The sequence below is a fragment of the Algoriphagus sanaruensis genome (assembly GCF_001593605.1).
GTDB lineage: Bacteria > Bacteroidota > Bacteroidia > Cytophagales > Cyclobacteriaceae > Algoriphagus > Algoriphagus sanaruensis.
Window position 1 is genome coordinate 1028652 of record NZ_CP012836.1, and the last position, 15933, is coordinate 1044584.

A 15933-nucleotide genomic window follows, 5' to 3' on the forward strand; every position below is an offset into this window, starting at 1 on the left:
ATGCGACTCAAAGACAAAGTCATTATCGTCACTGGAAGTACTACAGGTATCGGAAAAGCCATTGCCAAACGATGTGTGGCTGAAGGTGCCAAGGTGGTTTTACATGGTTTGGAAGGCTTTCTGGGAGAAGAAGTTTTAGATGAAATTGGGGCTGAAAATGCCGTTTTTCACCAAGAAGATATTTCTGTGGAAGCTTGCCCGGAGCGCTTGGTCAAATTGGCAGTAGACCACTTTGGAAAGTTGGATGCGGTGGTCAACAATGCTGCTTGGGTGATCCAATCCAATATTGAAAATACTGACCGGGCATTTCTCCAAAAAGTCCTGGACATCAATGCTGTTTCTCCTTTTTTGCTAATTCAAGCTGCCCTTCCCGAACTCGCTAAAAATCAAGGCTGCGTACTCAATATCGGTTCGGTCAATGCATGGAGTGGCGAACCTAATTTGCTTGCCTATTCGATTTCTAAGGGGGCATTGATGACCTTGACCCGAAATCTGGGCGATTCCTTGATGCGAGATCAGGGCATTCGTGTCAACCAAATCAATCCAGGCTGGGTCTTGACTGAGCGGGAAAAAGAACGCAAAAGGGATCATGGTCTTTCCGAAACTTGGTTTGAAGATCTACCCAAAATGTATGCTCCTGCAGGTCGGATTCTCTGGCCGGAGGAAATTGCTGCTGCTTGTGTGTATTGGCTTTCAGATGAGGCAGGTCCAATTTCAGGTCAAGTAGTCGATCTCGAACAATATCCTATGATCGGGCGAAATGCCCCAAAAGACACTTCAACAATCCACTGATTTATGCCAAAACTCGCCGCCTTTCCGAAGGCCTTTATGCAGCAGCTCTGCAAAGATGGAAGTATGAAAATTGCCGATTGGGTTAAATTGGCAGCCCCGCTTCAGATCGATGGACTGGAGTGGTACGCTGGATTTTTGGAGATGGCTGATGAAAAAAACTGGTCCAAATTCCGACGAATGGTTGAAAACGAAGGTATGGTTATTCCGATGATGTGCTGTTCGCCTGATTTTACCCATCGGGATAAATCCTTCCGTGAAAATGAAATCCAAAAGCAAAAACGCTGGATTGAGATGACGGATGCCCTAGGTGGGAAATATTGCCGCGTTCTTTCCGGGCAATATCGTCCCGAACTCTCCGTGGAGGAAGGAATCAAACTCGCTAAAGACTGCATCGAGGCCTGTCTCCCCTACGCTCAAAGTCTGGGAATTACGCTGATTATCGAAAATCATTACAAAGATGACTTTTGGGAATATCCGGAATTTGCGCAGAAGCGAGACATTTTCACCAAACTGGTCAAGTCGATTCAGCATCCCAACTTTGGAGTGAATTACGATCCGAGCAATACGTTTTTGGCGGGAGAAGATCCCCTGGATTTGTTGTATGATGTCTCTGAGCGAGTCCTGACCATGCATGCGAGTGACCGATTTTTAAAATACGGCACAATTGAAGATTTGCGAAAAGTAGAAGGTGGTGCCGTAGGGTATGCGAAAATGCTCAGCCATGGAGAAATCGGCAAAGGCATGAATGATTACGATGCGATCTTCACTGAGCTCAAGCGAGTCGGCTTTGATAACTGGATCAGCATCGAAGACGGGGTGGATGGCATGGATCAGTTGGAGCGGAGTGTGGCGTTTTTGAAGAAGAAGATAGCGCAGTATTGGAACAGATAGTCCACGGTCGACACAAGACGGTCCACTGCAGAAAGAAAGACAAATGGTCAACTGTCCACAGTCGACAGTCGACCGCAAAAAATACCAATTGGATTTGAACTTAAACCATTTAAACAAAGCGGCTGTGGTCTGTGGACCATGGACCGTTGACAATTAAACTTTCGAACTTTGCAACCTTACCACTTTACAACCATCCCTTCTCAGTGTTTTTTGGGCGAAGGCCCGCTTTGGATCGCCGAGCTCGGCTGTTTCTTTTGGGTAGATATCGAAAAGGGCAACCTGCATCGCTATCATTTGAATTCAGAAACCCTAGAAGTCCGTCACTTTCCACATCGATTGGCGGTTGTGCTAGAGGGACAAAATGCTAAATTGATTCTGGGTTTGGATCGAAAGCTGGTTCGTTACGATTGGGAAACTCAAGACATCGAAGAGCTCTGTGAGGTGGAAGAAGATTTGGGCTTGAATCGTTTCAATGACGGTAAGGTTGATCCTCAAGGCAGAATCTGGATCGGGACGCTCAGTACACTTTTCACCGAAGGTGCGGGTTCCTTGTATCGAATTGGAGCGGATCTGAAACCTCTAACTAAATTGAACAACCTGACCATTTCCAATGGAATGGCTTGGACGGTTGATCAAAGGACGTTTTACTTTATCGATACACCTACCAAGAAGATTCAGGAATTTGCCTTTGATCCAGAAACGGGAGCCATTGAATTTCGACGAATTGCCGTTGAGATTTCGGAGGGATTGGGCTTTCCAGACGGGATGTGCTTGGATCGGGAAGGGATGCTTTGGGTGGCGCATTATGCGGGTTCGGGCGTGTACCGCTGGGATCCGAATACGGGCCAACTTTTGGACAAAATCGAATTACAGGTTCCCCACGTGACTTCTTGTTGTTTTGGAGGAGAAAATCTGGATATGATGTTGATTACTACAGCTCAAGAAAATCTGACATCGGATGATCTTAAAAAATATCCTCAGAGTGGGGATGTATTTTTGGTGAACGTGGAGGTAGGAGGATTTGAGTCGAATCCGGCGATGATTTAATTTTTTCCACTGATTTTCACAGGTTTCAATGATTTGCTCTCTGTGCAAATCTTTGATTTTAATCTGTGTGAATCTGTGGGAAATAAAAAAAAGCCAATCTTTCGACTGGCTTCTCAACTTTTCTATAACATCGGCCTAAACTGCCGCAAGAATCTCACATCATTTTCTGTAAACAATCGCAAATCTTTGATCTGATATTTCAGCATCGCAATTCGCTCGATCCCCATTCCGAAAGCAAAGCCTGTGTATTTTTTGGAGTCGATTCCGCAGTTTTCAAGCACATTGGGATTAACCATGCCCGAGCCGCCAATTTCTACCCAGCCACTTCCTTTGCACACGTTGCAGCCTTTTCCTCCGCAGATCAGGCAGGAAATGTCGATTTCCGCGCTTGGTTCGGTGAAAGGGAAGAAAGAAGGACGGAATCGTACTTTGGTCTCTTTACCAAACATCTCCTTGGCGAAATGGTAAAGCGTATTTTTCAAGTCCGCGAAACCCACATTTTCATCTACATAGAGTCCTTCGACCTGATGGAAGATGCAGTGCGCACGGGCAGAAATTGCTTCGTTTCGGTAAACTCTCCCTGGTGAAAGGGTTCGGATGGGAGGTTTTTGATTTTCCATCACTCGAACTTGCACAGAGGAAGTGTGAGTTCTAAGGGCGATATCTGGATTCTTTTCAATGAAAAAGGTATCCTGCATTTCGCGTGCAGGGTGATTTTCAGGGAAGTTCAGCGCGGTAAAATTATGCCAATCGTCCTCGATCTCCGGACCTTCGGATAGGTTGAATCCGATACGCTCAAAGATCTCGATGATTCGCTGGCGGGTTGCCGTAAGCGGGTGAATGCCTCCCAAGGCCACATTGGAAGGAGGAAGCGTCAGATCAATGTCTGCCGTTTTTGACTTCTTATTACTTGCATTGACCTTTTCGATCAATTCCTGAAATTTCTCCTCGGCCAATTGCTTCACGCCGTTGACCAACTGACCATAGGCACGCTTTTCTTCATTGGGAATTTGACCCATGGCGGCAAAAAGTTCACCTACCACACTTTTTTTGGAGATAAACTCCATACGGTAAGCTTCGAGTTGGTCTGGGGTACTGGCGTCAGCAGCGGCTATTGCCGCTTTAATGGCTTCGATTTTTTCCTGATACATGACTGAAAATTAATCAAGTCACAAAGCTATCATTTTTAGGCTTTTTTTCGGAGAAAGATGGACTTCATCTCCAAATGGAGAAAGTCCCCCTATAAAAATTTTTTTTCCCGCCCCATAATCCAATCGCAAAGCAAGGCTCGTAAGTGCTTTCAAATTCAGAAAACCAAAAACAAAACCTTTATGAACAATTTATTGAAAGTGGCTTTCGCAGCCTTCGTCTTCTTGTCAGCAAATGTAGCTTTTGCCCAAATGGGAAAAACTGTAGAAGTGGGCGGTGCGCCGATGTATCCCTCCAAAAACATTGTGGAAAATGCGGTGAACTCTGCGGACCATACCACCTTGGTAGCAGCCGTAAAAGCAGCAGGACTGGTAGAAACCTTACAAACCGCCGGACCTTTCACCGTGTTTGCTCCAGATAATGCAGCTTTTGCTAAACTTCCAGCTGGAACAGTAGAGACTCTATTGAAGCCTGAAAACAAAGGTCAATTGACCGCAGTGCTCACCTACCATGTAGTAGCTGGCAAAATGGGCTCCAAGGATATCGCAGATGCAATCAAAAAAGGAAATGGAAAAGCGATCCTAACCACAGTGCAAGGAGGAAAATTGACTGCATGGATGAAGGGCAAAGACCTTTACATCACCGACGAAAACGGCGGTCAGTCTAAAGTCACCATTGCCGACGTATGGCAATCCAATGGGGTAATTCACTCGGTGGATACGGTAGTGCTACCAAAGATGTAATTAGAAATTAAAAAAGAAAAAGCCGCTTGAAAATTACTTTCAAGCGGCTTTTTTGCTTTCAACTGCAGTTGAAAGATTTTTTACCATGTTCTTCCTCCCGGAGGTCTGCCCATCATCCAAGGTTGCTGAGGCTGTGCTTCAGGTTGCTTGAAGTTGCCGATGATGTAAGTAAAAGTCACCATGCCATAGCGCGTCAGAACATTGGTGAAAACGTCGGTCACAGCCACATCGGAGATAGTTCGGCTGATGCTGTTGTTTTGGTTCAGAAGGTCAAATACGACAGCTTTCAGCTCTGCTTTATTGTTTTTGGCAAATCGGAAACCTCCCTCGATGTTCCACAACCAGAAGTTTTGATTAAATCCTTCCGATAGTCCGGTATACAAGGAGTGGGCGACATTGTTCCCCATAAAGAATTTCCCGTTTTGAGAAGAGAAATACAACCGGATATTGGATTCCTGCTGGTAGTAGTTGTTGTCCAGATTTTGCTGCAGGGAGGAATTCACAATATTGTAAGATCCTGTGGTGCTGATCGAGAAGTCCACATTTTGGCTGATGTTAGAGCTGAAAGTCAGCCCTTGGCTCAGCGTCAGGTTATCGTTGAGGTTACTTTCTCCATTGATCAAACCCGGAATACGATTGAAACTTACCCGTGAATTGGTATTGAACTGAGTTTTGATTTTTTTGATCGGTGCTCCATAGGTCAGGAATAGAGAAGTTCTGAAGTTCCCGTCCAAATTCACCGGCTGTGAGATCTGTCCACCGGGTCTGAGGAGAATTTCTCCATTGATCAAGGTGTCCTGCACGGCGAGGAAGGTGCTATTTCCGATGTAATTGCTTGTCGAGGAGTAGTTGACAAACATGAATAGGGTGCGGCTTTTCTCCAGATTCACCTTGCTGATATTCGCGAAGATGTTGTGGTTGAAGCTTTGACCCAAGGAAGGATTACCCACTCGAAGATTGAGTGGATTTTGGTTATTGACTACATTTTGTAGTTCGGATACGCTTGGCTCGTCTGTATCGGTTCGATACCTCATTCTCCAGCTAAATCCCGTTTCGCGGTTTCGATAGTTGATATTAGCACTTGGTAGAATATTGTTAAAGTCTCGCTTAAAGATTCCTTTTTCAGGAAAAAATGCCTCATTGTCCAAGCGAGCATTTTGGTAGTCGAGGTTTAAATTGATGCTCCAACCTTGGTTATTGTAGGCATAACCAGAACGCAAGCGTTGCGTGATAAATTTGTTGTCAAACTCGTTGGAAAGGGCCGTATCGAGGACAAATAAATTTTCAGCGTTTAATACACGCGTTTTTTGGTCTGCTCGGGTTTTGTTATTAGCCACTTGATAGCCGAAAGTTCCGATGGATTTTTCACCTAATGGCTCAGTCCAAGTGGTATTAATTCGGTAATTGAAGCCATTGTTGAGCGAGTTGGTTTCTTGTTCTGCTGTGTCGATTAGGTTTCTTCGGTAATCCTGACTGGCGGCCAGGAGTGTTGAAAATTGATCTCGATTGTTCCAAGCAGTGTAAATGTCAGCTGAAAGTGTGCGTCCTTTTTTGTCAAACTTGTAGCGATAGGTCAAATTGTTGGCGATGTTGAAGGCTTTCGTCTCTGCATCAGAAATCGAGCGAAGAGAAGAAAGTGAATCGCCAGTGCTCGCAGTGGTCAATGCATCCCGATCACTAAAGGTATTGTTGGTTTGGAAGGAAATGTTTGGGGTTAGAATTATGGAGTTTTTTTCGTTGAGATCTGCTTCGATTCGAGCATTGGCGCGGTGATTATAATTGTCCACTGTGTTTATCAGGTTTTCCTGATAAAACTGTCGAAGGTTTTCATTGACTACAGTTTCCCGATTCGTGATTTGACGAAGGGTATTGGTGGTGTTATTGAAGAAATAGCTTCCGGTGAAATTTACTTTTTTACCCCATTTATCTGAGTAATTCAGACCAAGGGCATTAGTACTAACAATTCCTCCCTGATTACCCACAAAGAAGTTGTTATTGCCACCTCCCCACATGCCGCCACCGCCACCTGGGCGACCACCGCCCATTCCTCTTCCTCCAGAAGCATTGGCGCTTAGGCCTGCCAAATCCTGACTCGAGAAATTTTGTTGATTGATATTGTTGAATAAGCCCAAAATGGATACTCTTCGATCCCCATTAAATAGGTTGATACTTCCTCCTGCGGCATATCGATCGTCACTTCCATAGCCTCCATAGACTCGTCCAAACTGTCCGTTTTTCCGATCCGAACGAAGGATAATATTGATGGTCTTCGTATAGTTACCATCATCAAATCCTGTCAATCTACTTTGATCCGATCGCTGGTCGAGTACTTCGACCCGATCGATAGCATCAGCTGGAAGATTTCTCAGGGCAATATTGGGGTCATTGCCAAAAAACTCTCGTCCATCCACCAAGATTTTCTGGACTTGTTCGCCCTGTGCCTGAACTTGTCCATTTTGCATGGTGATTCCAGGCATTTTTCGGATCAAATCTTCCGCTTGTGCATTGGCCTGAGTTTTAAAAGCATTGGCATTGAAAGAAGTAGTATCTCCTTTTTGTTCTCCGACTACATTGACTCCCTCGATTACAACTTCACCCAATACTTTGGTGTCTTCCAGTAAAACCAATTCACCGAGTTCCATGGGATCCCGGAAGCTATGAATTTGAGTAATGGTCTTGTAGCCTAGAAATGTGATTTCCAGTTTGACTTGTGGGATCCTAGGTCTAGCAATTTCAAAGCTTCCATCCGCACCTGTCACGGTGCCCCGAAGCAGGGAATCCGTAACGGTTTTGATCAGGACATTGGCGCCGATCATGGGAGTTTTAGTCACTCCATCCATTACTTTTCCAGTAAACTTTCGCTCTTCCTGAGGTGCTCCGGTTGGGCGTTGCCCAAAGGCTGCCACAGATAGCAAAAGGCTAAAAATCAGTGCAGTGTAAATAAAGGGTCTAGTCATAATGATGCAAAGTTCACTCACTTTGACTGATTGAAAAAGCGTATGGTTTAAGGAAGATTTGCTAAAAAATTAGAGCGGAAAAACAACAGGATAAAAGGTGAAATTACCCTTTGAAAATTAGCTAAAGGCCATGATATCGGGGTAGGAAATCCCAAAATGACTATTGTCATAGACGGCAACTCCCTCTTTTAGAACAATTGCTTGGGGCGAAGCATGCGGAATCCCAAAACTGTCCTCAATTTCGTCCGAAATAGCGCGGTTTTCGATCAAGTCCAGGTAATAAGGTTTGATTTTTTGAGCATCTTCCTCCTTCCAATTACGCAATAGTCGATCGAGGGCCATACTGCTGATGGAGCAGCGGGTGCTATGCTTGAAAATGAGAACCGGCTGTGAAAAGCTTTCCTTTTTGATTTCCTCAAGTTGGCTAATGTCTGTTAATTTATTCCAATTCATCGCTGCAATGACTTATTTTGGGGCAATTCTTGTAAAGGGAAAATAGTTCCTTTCTCCCAAAACTAACCATGAAAATTTCATTTTCTTCCATCCTCTGCTGGGGACTGCTTTTGTGCTCTGGGATTCATTTTTCCTGTTCGAGTACTCGGCCCATTCCAGGGCCGTCTCGACCAGTTCCTGCTGCAATTTCTAAGGTGAATGTTCCTTTGGAAATCCCTTTGAGGACCTTGGAAATGATCTTGACTCAAGCCACTCCCCCACAGGTCAATCTTGGCGAAAAACTTGACTTTGGAAATGGAATTGAAGGTGATTTGTTTTTGGTCAAGGCTGGAATGATCCAGCTGAAGGCGATCGATGCGGATCAGCTTGAGGTCACGCTGCCTTTGCAATTGACGGGTGAATTGGGACTGAAGCCCGGGGGTATCCGGAATCTTTTCCGAGGAAAAGTCCCGATTAATCAACAACTATCCCCTGTTTTCAGGGTGAATCCTCAGATTTCTCATAATTGGTCTATCGGAGTTTCCAGCTTGGAAATGCTGGATTTAGGTGGGGAAATATCCTTGAATGTATTGGGAATGCGAGTTGATTTAAGTCGCTTTGTTGAGCAAGAGATTCAGAAATATATTCAGGAAAGCCTGATGGAAAAGAAGCAGGTAGCTTCTATCAAAGCCCAAGTGGATCAACTTTGGGAACAGGCTGGAAAGCCTGTCGTAGTTGATTTCTTAGGAGAAAAACGAGCCTTTTCCATTCGACCCAAGGAAGTTTTGGTGGGGGAAAATCTTCATCCTCAAGCACAAACCTTGGTGCTTAATTTAGGTCTAAACGGGGAGGTGATCCCTCATCCTATCGATGGGGTCCCATCTCGAGCATTTCCACTACCTGCGCTTCAGCCGAATTCTAATGTAGCCTCTGAACTGGATATTCAGATTCCTTTGACTATTTCGTATGAATCGATCGATGAGCTAATCACTCAGAATTTTGAAGGAACAGGCATAGCGATCAATTCTCGGATGAAATTTATTCCGTCCAATTTTTCTTCGGAGGCCTTCGGAGATCAACTTGGGGTTTCCATGGATTTTGAAGCGGTGGAATCAGGTAAGGACCCCATTTTCGGAAAATTCTTGCTGATAGGTACACCCACTTTTGATCCTGAGGAAAAGGTCTTGGCGTTTTCTGATGTGGATTTCTTTCTCGAATCGGAGGAAAAGAAAGTTCAAGTTGCCACCCAATTGAGAAAGCGAAGAATAAAAAAACAATTGGAACGAAAGCTTCGGTTTTCTCTTGCTGAAACCCTCGATTCCAGTATCTCGGGAATTCAAGATCGCTTGAAAATCAATACCCCTTGGGTAGATCTTGGACTCGATTCCCTTCAAATTCAACCCAAAAATTTCTATCCATCTCCCCAAGGATTGACTGTTTTTTTCACAGCTTCGGGAGTAATGAATTACAGCTGGAAAAGCCTACCGGAATAAATCAGAATAGGTTCGAATTCCTTTTTTTTCAGCTTCTTTGAGCATTTTAAGGAAAAGTTGAGCTGTCAAAAAAGCGTCACCTGCAGCGGTGTGTCTATCATCAAGCTGGATTCCAAATCGGGTACAAAGTTGATCCAGACTATAGGGCTCTTTGGCGATTTGAGAGAGATCGGCCAATGGTCCGTAATCCAATCGGATAGCAAACTGCACGGTGTCGATCACTGGGTTTAGGAAATTGGAAAGCCCAAAAGGCTTCAAAATTTGAGCGAGCATACTTAGGTCAAAGCCTACGTGATGCCCCACAAGGATTCCATTTCCCAGAAATTCCACCAATTTCACGGCAAATTCTTTCAATTCCAGTTGATTTCTTTGCTGGAGGATTCCGTGCACTGTAGCTGTAGCATTGGGTTGGCGATCTGTCTTGGGATACCATTCCACACTATCAGCGATCTGAAGGATATTTTTTTTGATTTTAATACCTCCAAAGGAAAGCACATGATCGGAATTTGGATCAAAACCGGTCGTTTCAGTATCCAGGATTACAAAGGTTAATTGATCGATGGGACGAATGCCAGGGATTTTTTCTGTGTTTGCAGCGACATATCCTTCCAAAAATGCAGCCCTCGGCTTAGATGACTTGAACCAATCTATCCAGCTCATGATCGGAATAAATCGAGTTGAAATCGAATCCGAACTATTTCCTGCAAATCAGAAATTGGCAGAAAAGTAGTTTTGAGAAGCTGCCGTTGTAATTTTCCGAGTGAAGTAGGAGAAAGGTATCGGCCACTGTTATTTTTTTCGAGGCCTTCGATGGCTCGCATTCGCATCAGGATTTCGTAGGCCTTCCCTGCTTGGGTGAATAATTCTGCATGTCCAGGCTCCAGTTCCGCTAATTTTTCAAATCGCTTGAAGGTGTTATTGACTCCCACGACTTCTTGACTCAGGACTAAAACCCTTGCCAAATCGGTCAGCGGAAGCATGGCCCTCGATTTGATGTCAAACTGATCACGATGATCCCCGGATTTTTCGACAATGAAGTCCTTGAAAAATCCCAAAGGTGGTGGGGTATCCACCGCACTCTTTGCGAGGAAATTAAGGAAACCCTTCTTCACCCGAATTTCCTGATAGATATGCTCCGTTAATTCCTCCGCCAAGGGCTTGAACCCAGTGACCGGTCGGTAATCAAAAAATATGGAAGACTTCAGCAAAGCCTCTGGAGTTGGCAGGGAAATCCATTGGGAAAAATAGGTTTTCCATTGACTCAAAGGCTGCACCCAATCAGGGTTATTGGCCATCATTTTGGCGGGGCAAGGTTCAAATCCACAAGCTAAAAGCGTTTCAAGGACCTGTGACCCAAGTGTCAGAAAGTAAATCTTAGCCTGTTCCTGAAGATGGTCTGGGACATCCTCATAGAGAATAGCGTTATCCAAATCAGTCCGTAATAGTTGCTCTTCCCGGCCTTCGCTTCCTAAGGAAAGGAAGCAGAATTTGTAGGATTCTAATGCTGAGAACTCCTCAGAAAGTGAGCTTTTTGCCATTTCTACGGCTTTTTTGATGATCAAATCATTGATCTCAGTCATCACCGAAGAGACAAAATCCATGGCCACTTCATTTTCCAAATAGTACCGAAGCATCGCTTCGGCCCGATCGCGGATAGCCTTCATTTCCGAAATCTCCTTCGCATTCACTAAGGCGTGGATCAAAATGGCAGGACTATTTCCCATGGAGAGAAAAATATCATGATCAGAAATCAATCCTGTCACTGGAGATTGATCAGTTCCATCCGAAGTCAATACCAAGTGATGGAGGCGATTTTTGATCATGGTGAGATAGATCGTAGAAAAATCATCCTGTCGGGCTTGAGTGATCACCGGACTGGTCATGATTTTAGAGACAGGATGATTCGGGTCCAAGCCAACCGCTAGCACACGAGATCGGAGATCCTTATCAGTCAAAATTCCAAGAGGGAATCCATCCGCATTCGTGATCACGATACTACTTACTTGAGATTGTGCCATCAGGCTTGCTGCTTTGCTGATGCTACAATTGGGCTGACAAGTAAGGACTGATTCGGAAATCGTTAAGGCTGATTTTTCAGAGAAAATAAGTAATGAATGGTCTTTGTTTTGGGTTTTGAGAACACTCCTCGCCTTTTGTCCTTGAGAAAGGTCTTGTCGGACCACCACCTGCCCTGCAGCAAATCCTGCCGCAAAAAACAAAGAAACTCGGCTGTTTTTCTCTAGGATTTTTTCAAAAACAGAAACCGGTATCGCATAAATCAAGCTGTTTTGAATGACCCTTGAGGTTAATAAATAAGGTCTTTTTCCCAAAAGAGCCAATACCCCAAATACATCCCCTTCGTCACAGATCTCCCGAATTTCTTCTTCGTTTTGGGTTTTTTCAACCAAGTGGATGGTGCCTTCCTTTAAAACAAAGAAACTGGGACGGGCCGGCTCTCCTTGTGTAAATAGGGTTTCGCCTTTTTCTAAGTACTGAATTTCTACCTGTTGCGCGACAGACAGTAAATCCTCCCTCTCCAAAAATGAAAATGGAGGAAAGCGATGGAGAAATTCAGCAACTCGATTGACGATGACGTTCATGAAAGATCCAACAGGTTAGATACAAGAAAGTAGCCACTAGATATATGACTCTAGAGACAGGACCCAAGAAGCAAGTATTTCCCTCCTGATTTTACCCAGGAAGATTACATTCATTTTCTTTTTAGCCTTCCAAAATGCTCTCAGTCCTCAATTGAAAAACCCTAAGAAAACTGTGAAAGTCTTACGTCTTGAGTCTACTATCTTAAATCTAAAGACTGACTTTATTTTCTTCCTTCGATGATTTTCTCAACCACCTCTGGGTCAAGAAGTGTGGAGGTATCACCCATAGAGTCCAAAGCACCCTCCGCCACTTTTCGGAGAATTCGTCGCATGATTTTTCCTGACCGAGTCTTTGGTAAACCTGGAACAATCTGAATTTTATCCGGCTTGGCAATTGGTCCAATAATTTTGGATACCGTGTCCTTGATCTCGTTGATCAAATTGTCTTCGGTACGGTTAGTCATGTCGCAGATCACGTATGCGTAAATGCCTTGTCCTTTGACTTCGTGAGGATATCCTACCACGGCAGATTCGATGACTTTAGGATGCTCATTGATGGCGTTTTCCACCTCTGCAGTACCCATGCGATGTCCTGAAACATTGATCACATCATCCACTCGTCCTAGAATTCGGTAGTAGCCGTCGTGATCACGCTTTACCCCGTCTCCAGTGAAATACATGTTTTTGTAGGTGGAGAAATAGGTCTGCTTGCATCGCTCATGGTCTCCATAGGTAGTTCGAATCATAGAAGGCCACGGGAACTTAATGCAAAGATTTCCTTCTACGGCATTGCCGGTGAGTTCATTTCCCTCTGCATCTACAATACTGAGTTGGATACCGGGAAGAGGAAGTGTGGCGTAGGCTGGTTTGGTTGGAGTGATTCCTGCAAGTGGAGAAACCATGATTCCCCCGGTTTCTGTTTGCCACCAAGTATCCACGATAGGGCAGTTGCCTTTCCCGATATGGGTATGGTACCAATGCCAAGCCTCTTCGTTGATCGGTTCCCCGACTGATCCTAATACTTTCAATGAACTCAGATCATATCCTTCAATGGGCTCAGTTCCGAAAGCCTGAAGCGCACGAATGGCTGTGGGTGCAGTATAAAATACATTCACTTTGTGTTTTTCCACAACTTCCCAGAATCTTCCTGGATGTGGATAAGTAGGAACACCCTCAAACATCAAGGTCGTTGCTCCGGCTAATAGTGGGCCGTAAACGATGTAAGAGTGCCCAGTAATCCAGCCAATATCGGCAGTACACCAGTACACATCACCCGGAGAATATTGGAATACATTTTCAAAGGAATACTTCGTGTAAACCATATATCCGCCAGTAGTATGGACCACTCCCTTTGGCTTTCCTGTAGACCCTGAGGTGTAAAGAATGAAAAGCATATCCTCGCTGTCCATTTCCTCGGCAGCGTTTTCATCTGACTGCCCTTCCAATACCTCATCCCACCAGAAATCTCTTCCCGGAACCATCGCTGTGCCTTGTCCAGTTCGTCGGTAGACGATTACGGTTTCAACGGAAGATTTTTCAAGGGCCTCATCTACGACTCCTTTTACTGTGATTTTTTTGTTGCCACGGTAATTTCCATCCGAAGTTAAAATGGCCTTTGCTTGACAATCGTTAATGCGGTCTGCTAAAGAAGTACTGGAAAACCCTGCAAATACCACGGAGTGAATCGCGCCGATTCTGGCACAGGCCAACATGGCAATGGCTGCCTCTGGTACCATCGGCATGTAGATGATCACGCGATCGCCTTTTCCGATTCCTTTAGCTTTTAAAGCATTTGCAAATCGACATACTTCTCTGAAAAGTTGACGATAAGTGAGTGTTCGAGTGGGTTCATCTGGCTCATTGGGTTCCCAAATAATTGCAGGACGATCCCCGATGGTATATAAGTTTTTTTCAAAAATATTCTCCGTGATATTCAGCTTTCCATCCACAAACCACTTCACATCTGGACCTTCGAAATTCCATTTGAGCACTTTGTTCCAGCGCTTTCTCCAATGAAAAGAATCTGCAATTCTTGCCCAAAACTCTTCGGGCTGTGCTACGCTTTTTTGGTATTCGTACAGGTATCCGCTGAGGGTATGAAGTCTGTCACTCATGAGATTATGGTTTTGGGGTAAAATTCAATTAATGATCTACGGCTTGTCCGGCACCTCTTGGGATTCGGATTTCTTGGATAAGTTCTTGTACCTCTGCCGGTGGAGGAGGAGTAAATTTGGACACGAAATAGCAGCAGGCAAAGTTGATCAACATGCCTACGGAGCCAATTCCTTCTGGTGAAATTCCCCACCACCAGTGTTCAGAGTTATTCAATTCGGGGGCAATAAATTTGAAATAGGAAATGTAGGCGATAGTAAATACCAAGCCTGCGATCATCCCTGTAATGGCGCCTGCCTTGTTGGTTCGAGTAGAGAAAATCCCTAAAATGATCACCGGAAAGAAAGAGGCCGCAGCTAGCCCAAAAGCAAATGCGACTACCTCGGCCACAAACCCAGGAGGATTCACTCCAAAATAACCAGCCAAAATCACCGCTCCTGCTGCCGCTAGTCGGGCAATTCGAAGTTCTTTTTTCTCAGAAATTTCCGGTTTGAAGGTCTTAACCAAATCCCTAGAAACAGAGGTGGAAATCACAAGGAGTAAGCCTGCAGCTGTAGATAATGCTGCGGCCATGGCCCCAGCTGCCACTAATCCAACCACCCAGTTGGGTAATTCGGCAATTTCTGGACTAGCCAAGACCATGATGTCTTTGTCAATGGTGAGTTCGTTGACAGCAGGATCGGCGACATACTGTACTTTTCCATCGTTATTTTTATCCTGAATAGAAATCAGGTTGGTTTTTTGCCAGTTTTGAACCCAAACGGGAAGCTCAGAAATTTCTTTTTCAGAAGTGGATTGGATGGCGTTATAAATGCCAAATGCCGCAATGGCAGGAGCAGTAGTGTATAGGATGGCTATAAATACCAAGGCATACCCTGCAGAAAGTCTGGCGTCTTTCACTTTGGGAACTGTGAAAAAACGAACGATCACATGAGGCAAGCCTGCAGTTCCCACCATCAGTGCCAGCGTAATCATAAAGATATCCCCCATGCTTTTCCGACCTGCGGTGTATTCTTTAAACCCAAGGTCAGCCAATACCCCATCTAGTTTTTCCAATAGGGGAACGCCTTCTTCCAAATTTCCTCCTAACCCCAATTGAGGAATAGGATTCCCTGTGAGTTGCATCGAGATGAATATGGCAGGTACCATATAGGCAAAAATCAGCACGCAATATTGCGCCACTTGCGTGTAGGTTATTCCTTTCATACCACCCAAAACGGCATAGAAAAAGACAATACACATTCCGATGACTACTCCCCATTCGATGGGAACTTCAAGGTATCTGGAAAATACAATGCCCACGCCTCGCATTTGTCCGGCAACATAAGTGAAGGAAATGAACAAAGCACAAATGACGGCCACTACACGGGCTTTGTTGGAATAATACCGATCCCCGACAAAATCCGGAACTGTGAATTTTCCGAATTTTCGAAGGTAGGGAGCTAAAAGAAGTGCAAGAAGTACATAGCCTCCCGTCCAACCCATGAGGTAAACCGATCCATCATATCCTGCGAAAGAGATCAATCCCGCCATCGAAATAAAAGATGCGGCAGACATCCAATCGGCAGCTGTTGCCATCCCGTTTGCTAAGGGAGATACACCGCCTCCTGCTACATAAAATTCTTTGGTGGAACCGGCTCTGGTCCAAATGGCAATTCCGATGTACAAGGCGAAACTCAGCCCAACCAAAATGTACGTCCAGGTGAGAATTTCCATC

Annotated in this window: 12 protein-coding genes; 5 read left to right on the forward strand and 7 right to left on the reverse strand. The window is 44.8% G+C overall.

All coding sequences use genetic code 11. From position 1 onward, the window contains the following. The 3 genes from AO498_RS04590 to AO498_RS04600 all read left to right on the forward strand — a co-directional run bounded on the left by AO498_RS04590 (position 1) and on the right by AO498_RS04600 (position 2730). Complete coding sequence (locus tag AO498_RS04590; protein ID WP_067544241.1) at positions 1-792, forward strand: SDR family NAD(P)-dependent oxidoreductase; 792 nt, start codon at positions 1-3, stop codon at positions 790-792. A gap of 3 nt (positions 793-795) precedes the next feature. Next, positions 796-1683, forward strand: a complete 888-nt coding sequence (locus AO498_RS04595; protein ID WP_067544243.1) for a sugar phosphate isomerase/epimerase family protein — start codon at positions 796-798, stop codon at positions 1681-1683. Positions 1684-1851: 168 nt separating this feature from the next. Further along, a complete protein-coding gene (locus AO498_RS04600; RefSeq protein WP_067544245.1) occupies positions 1852-2730 on the forward strand; it encodes an SMP-30/gluconolactonase/LRE family protein in 879 nt (292 codons plus the stop codon). Between the two features lie 122 nt (positions 2731-2852). Here AO498_RS04600 and AO498_RS04605 read toward each other — a convergent pair whose 3' ends face one another. After that, complete coding sequence (locus AO498_RS04605; protein WP_067544247.1) at positions 2853-3881, reverse strand: phenylalanine--tRNA ligase subunit alpha; 1029 nt, start codon at positions 3879-3881, stop codon at positions 2853-2855. A 180-nt stretch (positions 3882-4061) separates the two neighbouring features. Here AO498_RS04605 and AO498_RS04610 point away from each other — a divergent pair, with 180 nt between their 5' ends. Next, on the forward strand, positions 4062-4622 hold the full coding sequence (locus AO498_RS04610) for a fasciclin domain-containing protein (RefSeq protein ID WP_067550248.1): 561 nt from the start codon (positions 4062-4064) through the stop codon (positions 4620-4622). An 80-nt stretch (positions 4623-4702) separates the two neighbouring features. Here the strand turns inward: AO498_RS04610 and AO498_RS04615 are convergent, their stop codons facing one another. Together AO498_RS04615 and ytxJ are read right to left on the reverse strand one after the other, a co-directional pair. After that, entirely contained in the window at positions 4703-7579 is a 2877-nt protein-coding gene (locus tag AO498_RS04615; RefSeq protein WP_067544249.1) for a TonB-dependent receptor, read from the reverse strand. Positions 7580-7696: 117 nt separating this feature from the next. Continuing rightward, positions 7697-8032, reverse strand: coding sequence for a bacillithiol system redox-active protein YtxJ (gene ytxJ / locus AO498_RS04620; protein WP_067544251.1), 336 nt, complete (start codon positions 8030-8032; stop codon positions 7697-7699). Between the two features lie 68 nt (positions 8033-8100). Here ytxJ and AO498_RS04625 point away from each other — a divergent pair, with 68 nt between their 5' ends. Then, positions 8101-9504 (forward strand): DUF4403 family protein, encoded by a 1404-nt coding sequence (locus AO498_RS04625; RefSeq protein WP_067544253.1) that lies wholly within the window; start codon positions 8101-8103, stop codon positions 9502-9504. Here AO498_RS04625 and AO498_RS04630 read toward each other — a convergent pair. From AO498_RS04630 to AO498_RS04645, 4 genes are all read right to left on the reverse strand, one after another. Beyond that, positions 9493-10164, reverse strand: a complete 672-nt coding sequence (locus tag AO498_RS04630) for a 3'-5' exonuclease (protein ID WP_067544255.1) — start codon at positions 10162-10164, stop codon at positions 9493-9495. The genes AO498_RS04625 and AO498_RS04630 overlap by 12 nt on opposite strands. Next, positions 10161-12104, reverse strand: a complete 1944-nt coding sequence (locus AO498_RS04635; RefSeq protein WP_067544257.1) for a DUF294 nucleotidyltransferase-like domain-containing protein — start codon at positions 12102-12104, stop codon at positions 10161-10163. The genes AO498_RS04630 and AO498_RS04635 overlap by 4 nt, the downstream gene beginning before the upstream one ends. Positions 12105-12325: 221 nt before the next feature. Beyond that, positions 12326-14218 carry an acetate--CoA ligase gene (acs, locus tag AO498_RS04640; protein ID WP_067544259.1) on the reverse strand — a complete coding sequence of 631 codons (1893 nt, stop codon included), beginning with the start codon at positions 14216-14218 and terminating at the stop codon, positions 12326-12328. Between the two features lie 28 nt (positions 14219-14246). Beyond that, on the reverse strand, positions 14247-15932 hold the full coding sequence (locus AO498_RS04645; protein ID WP_067544261.1) for a sodium:solute symporter family protein: 1686 nt from the start codon (positions 15930-15932) through the stop codon (positions 14247-14249). Between the last annotated feature and the right edge of the window lies 1 nt (position 15933).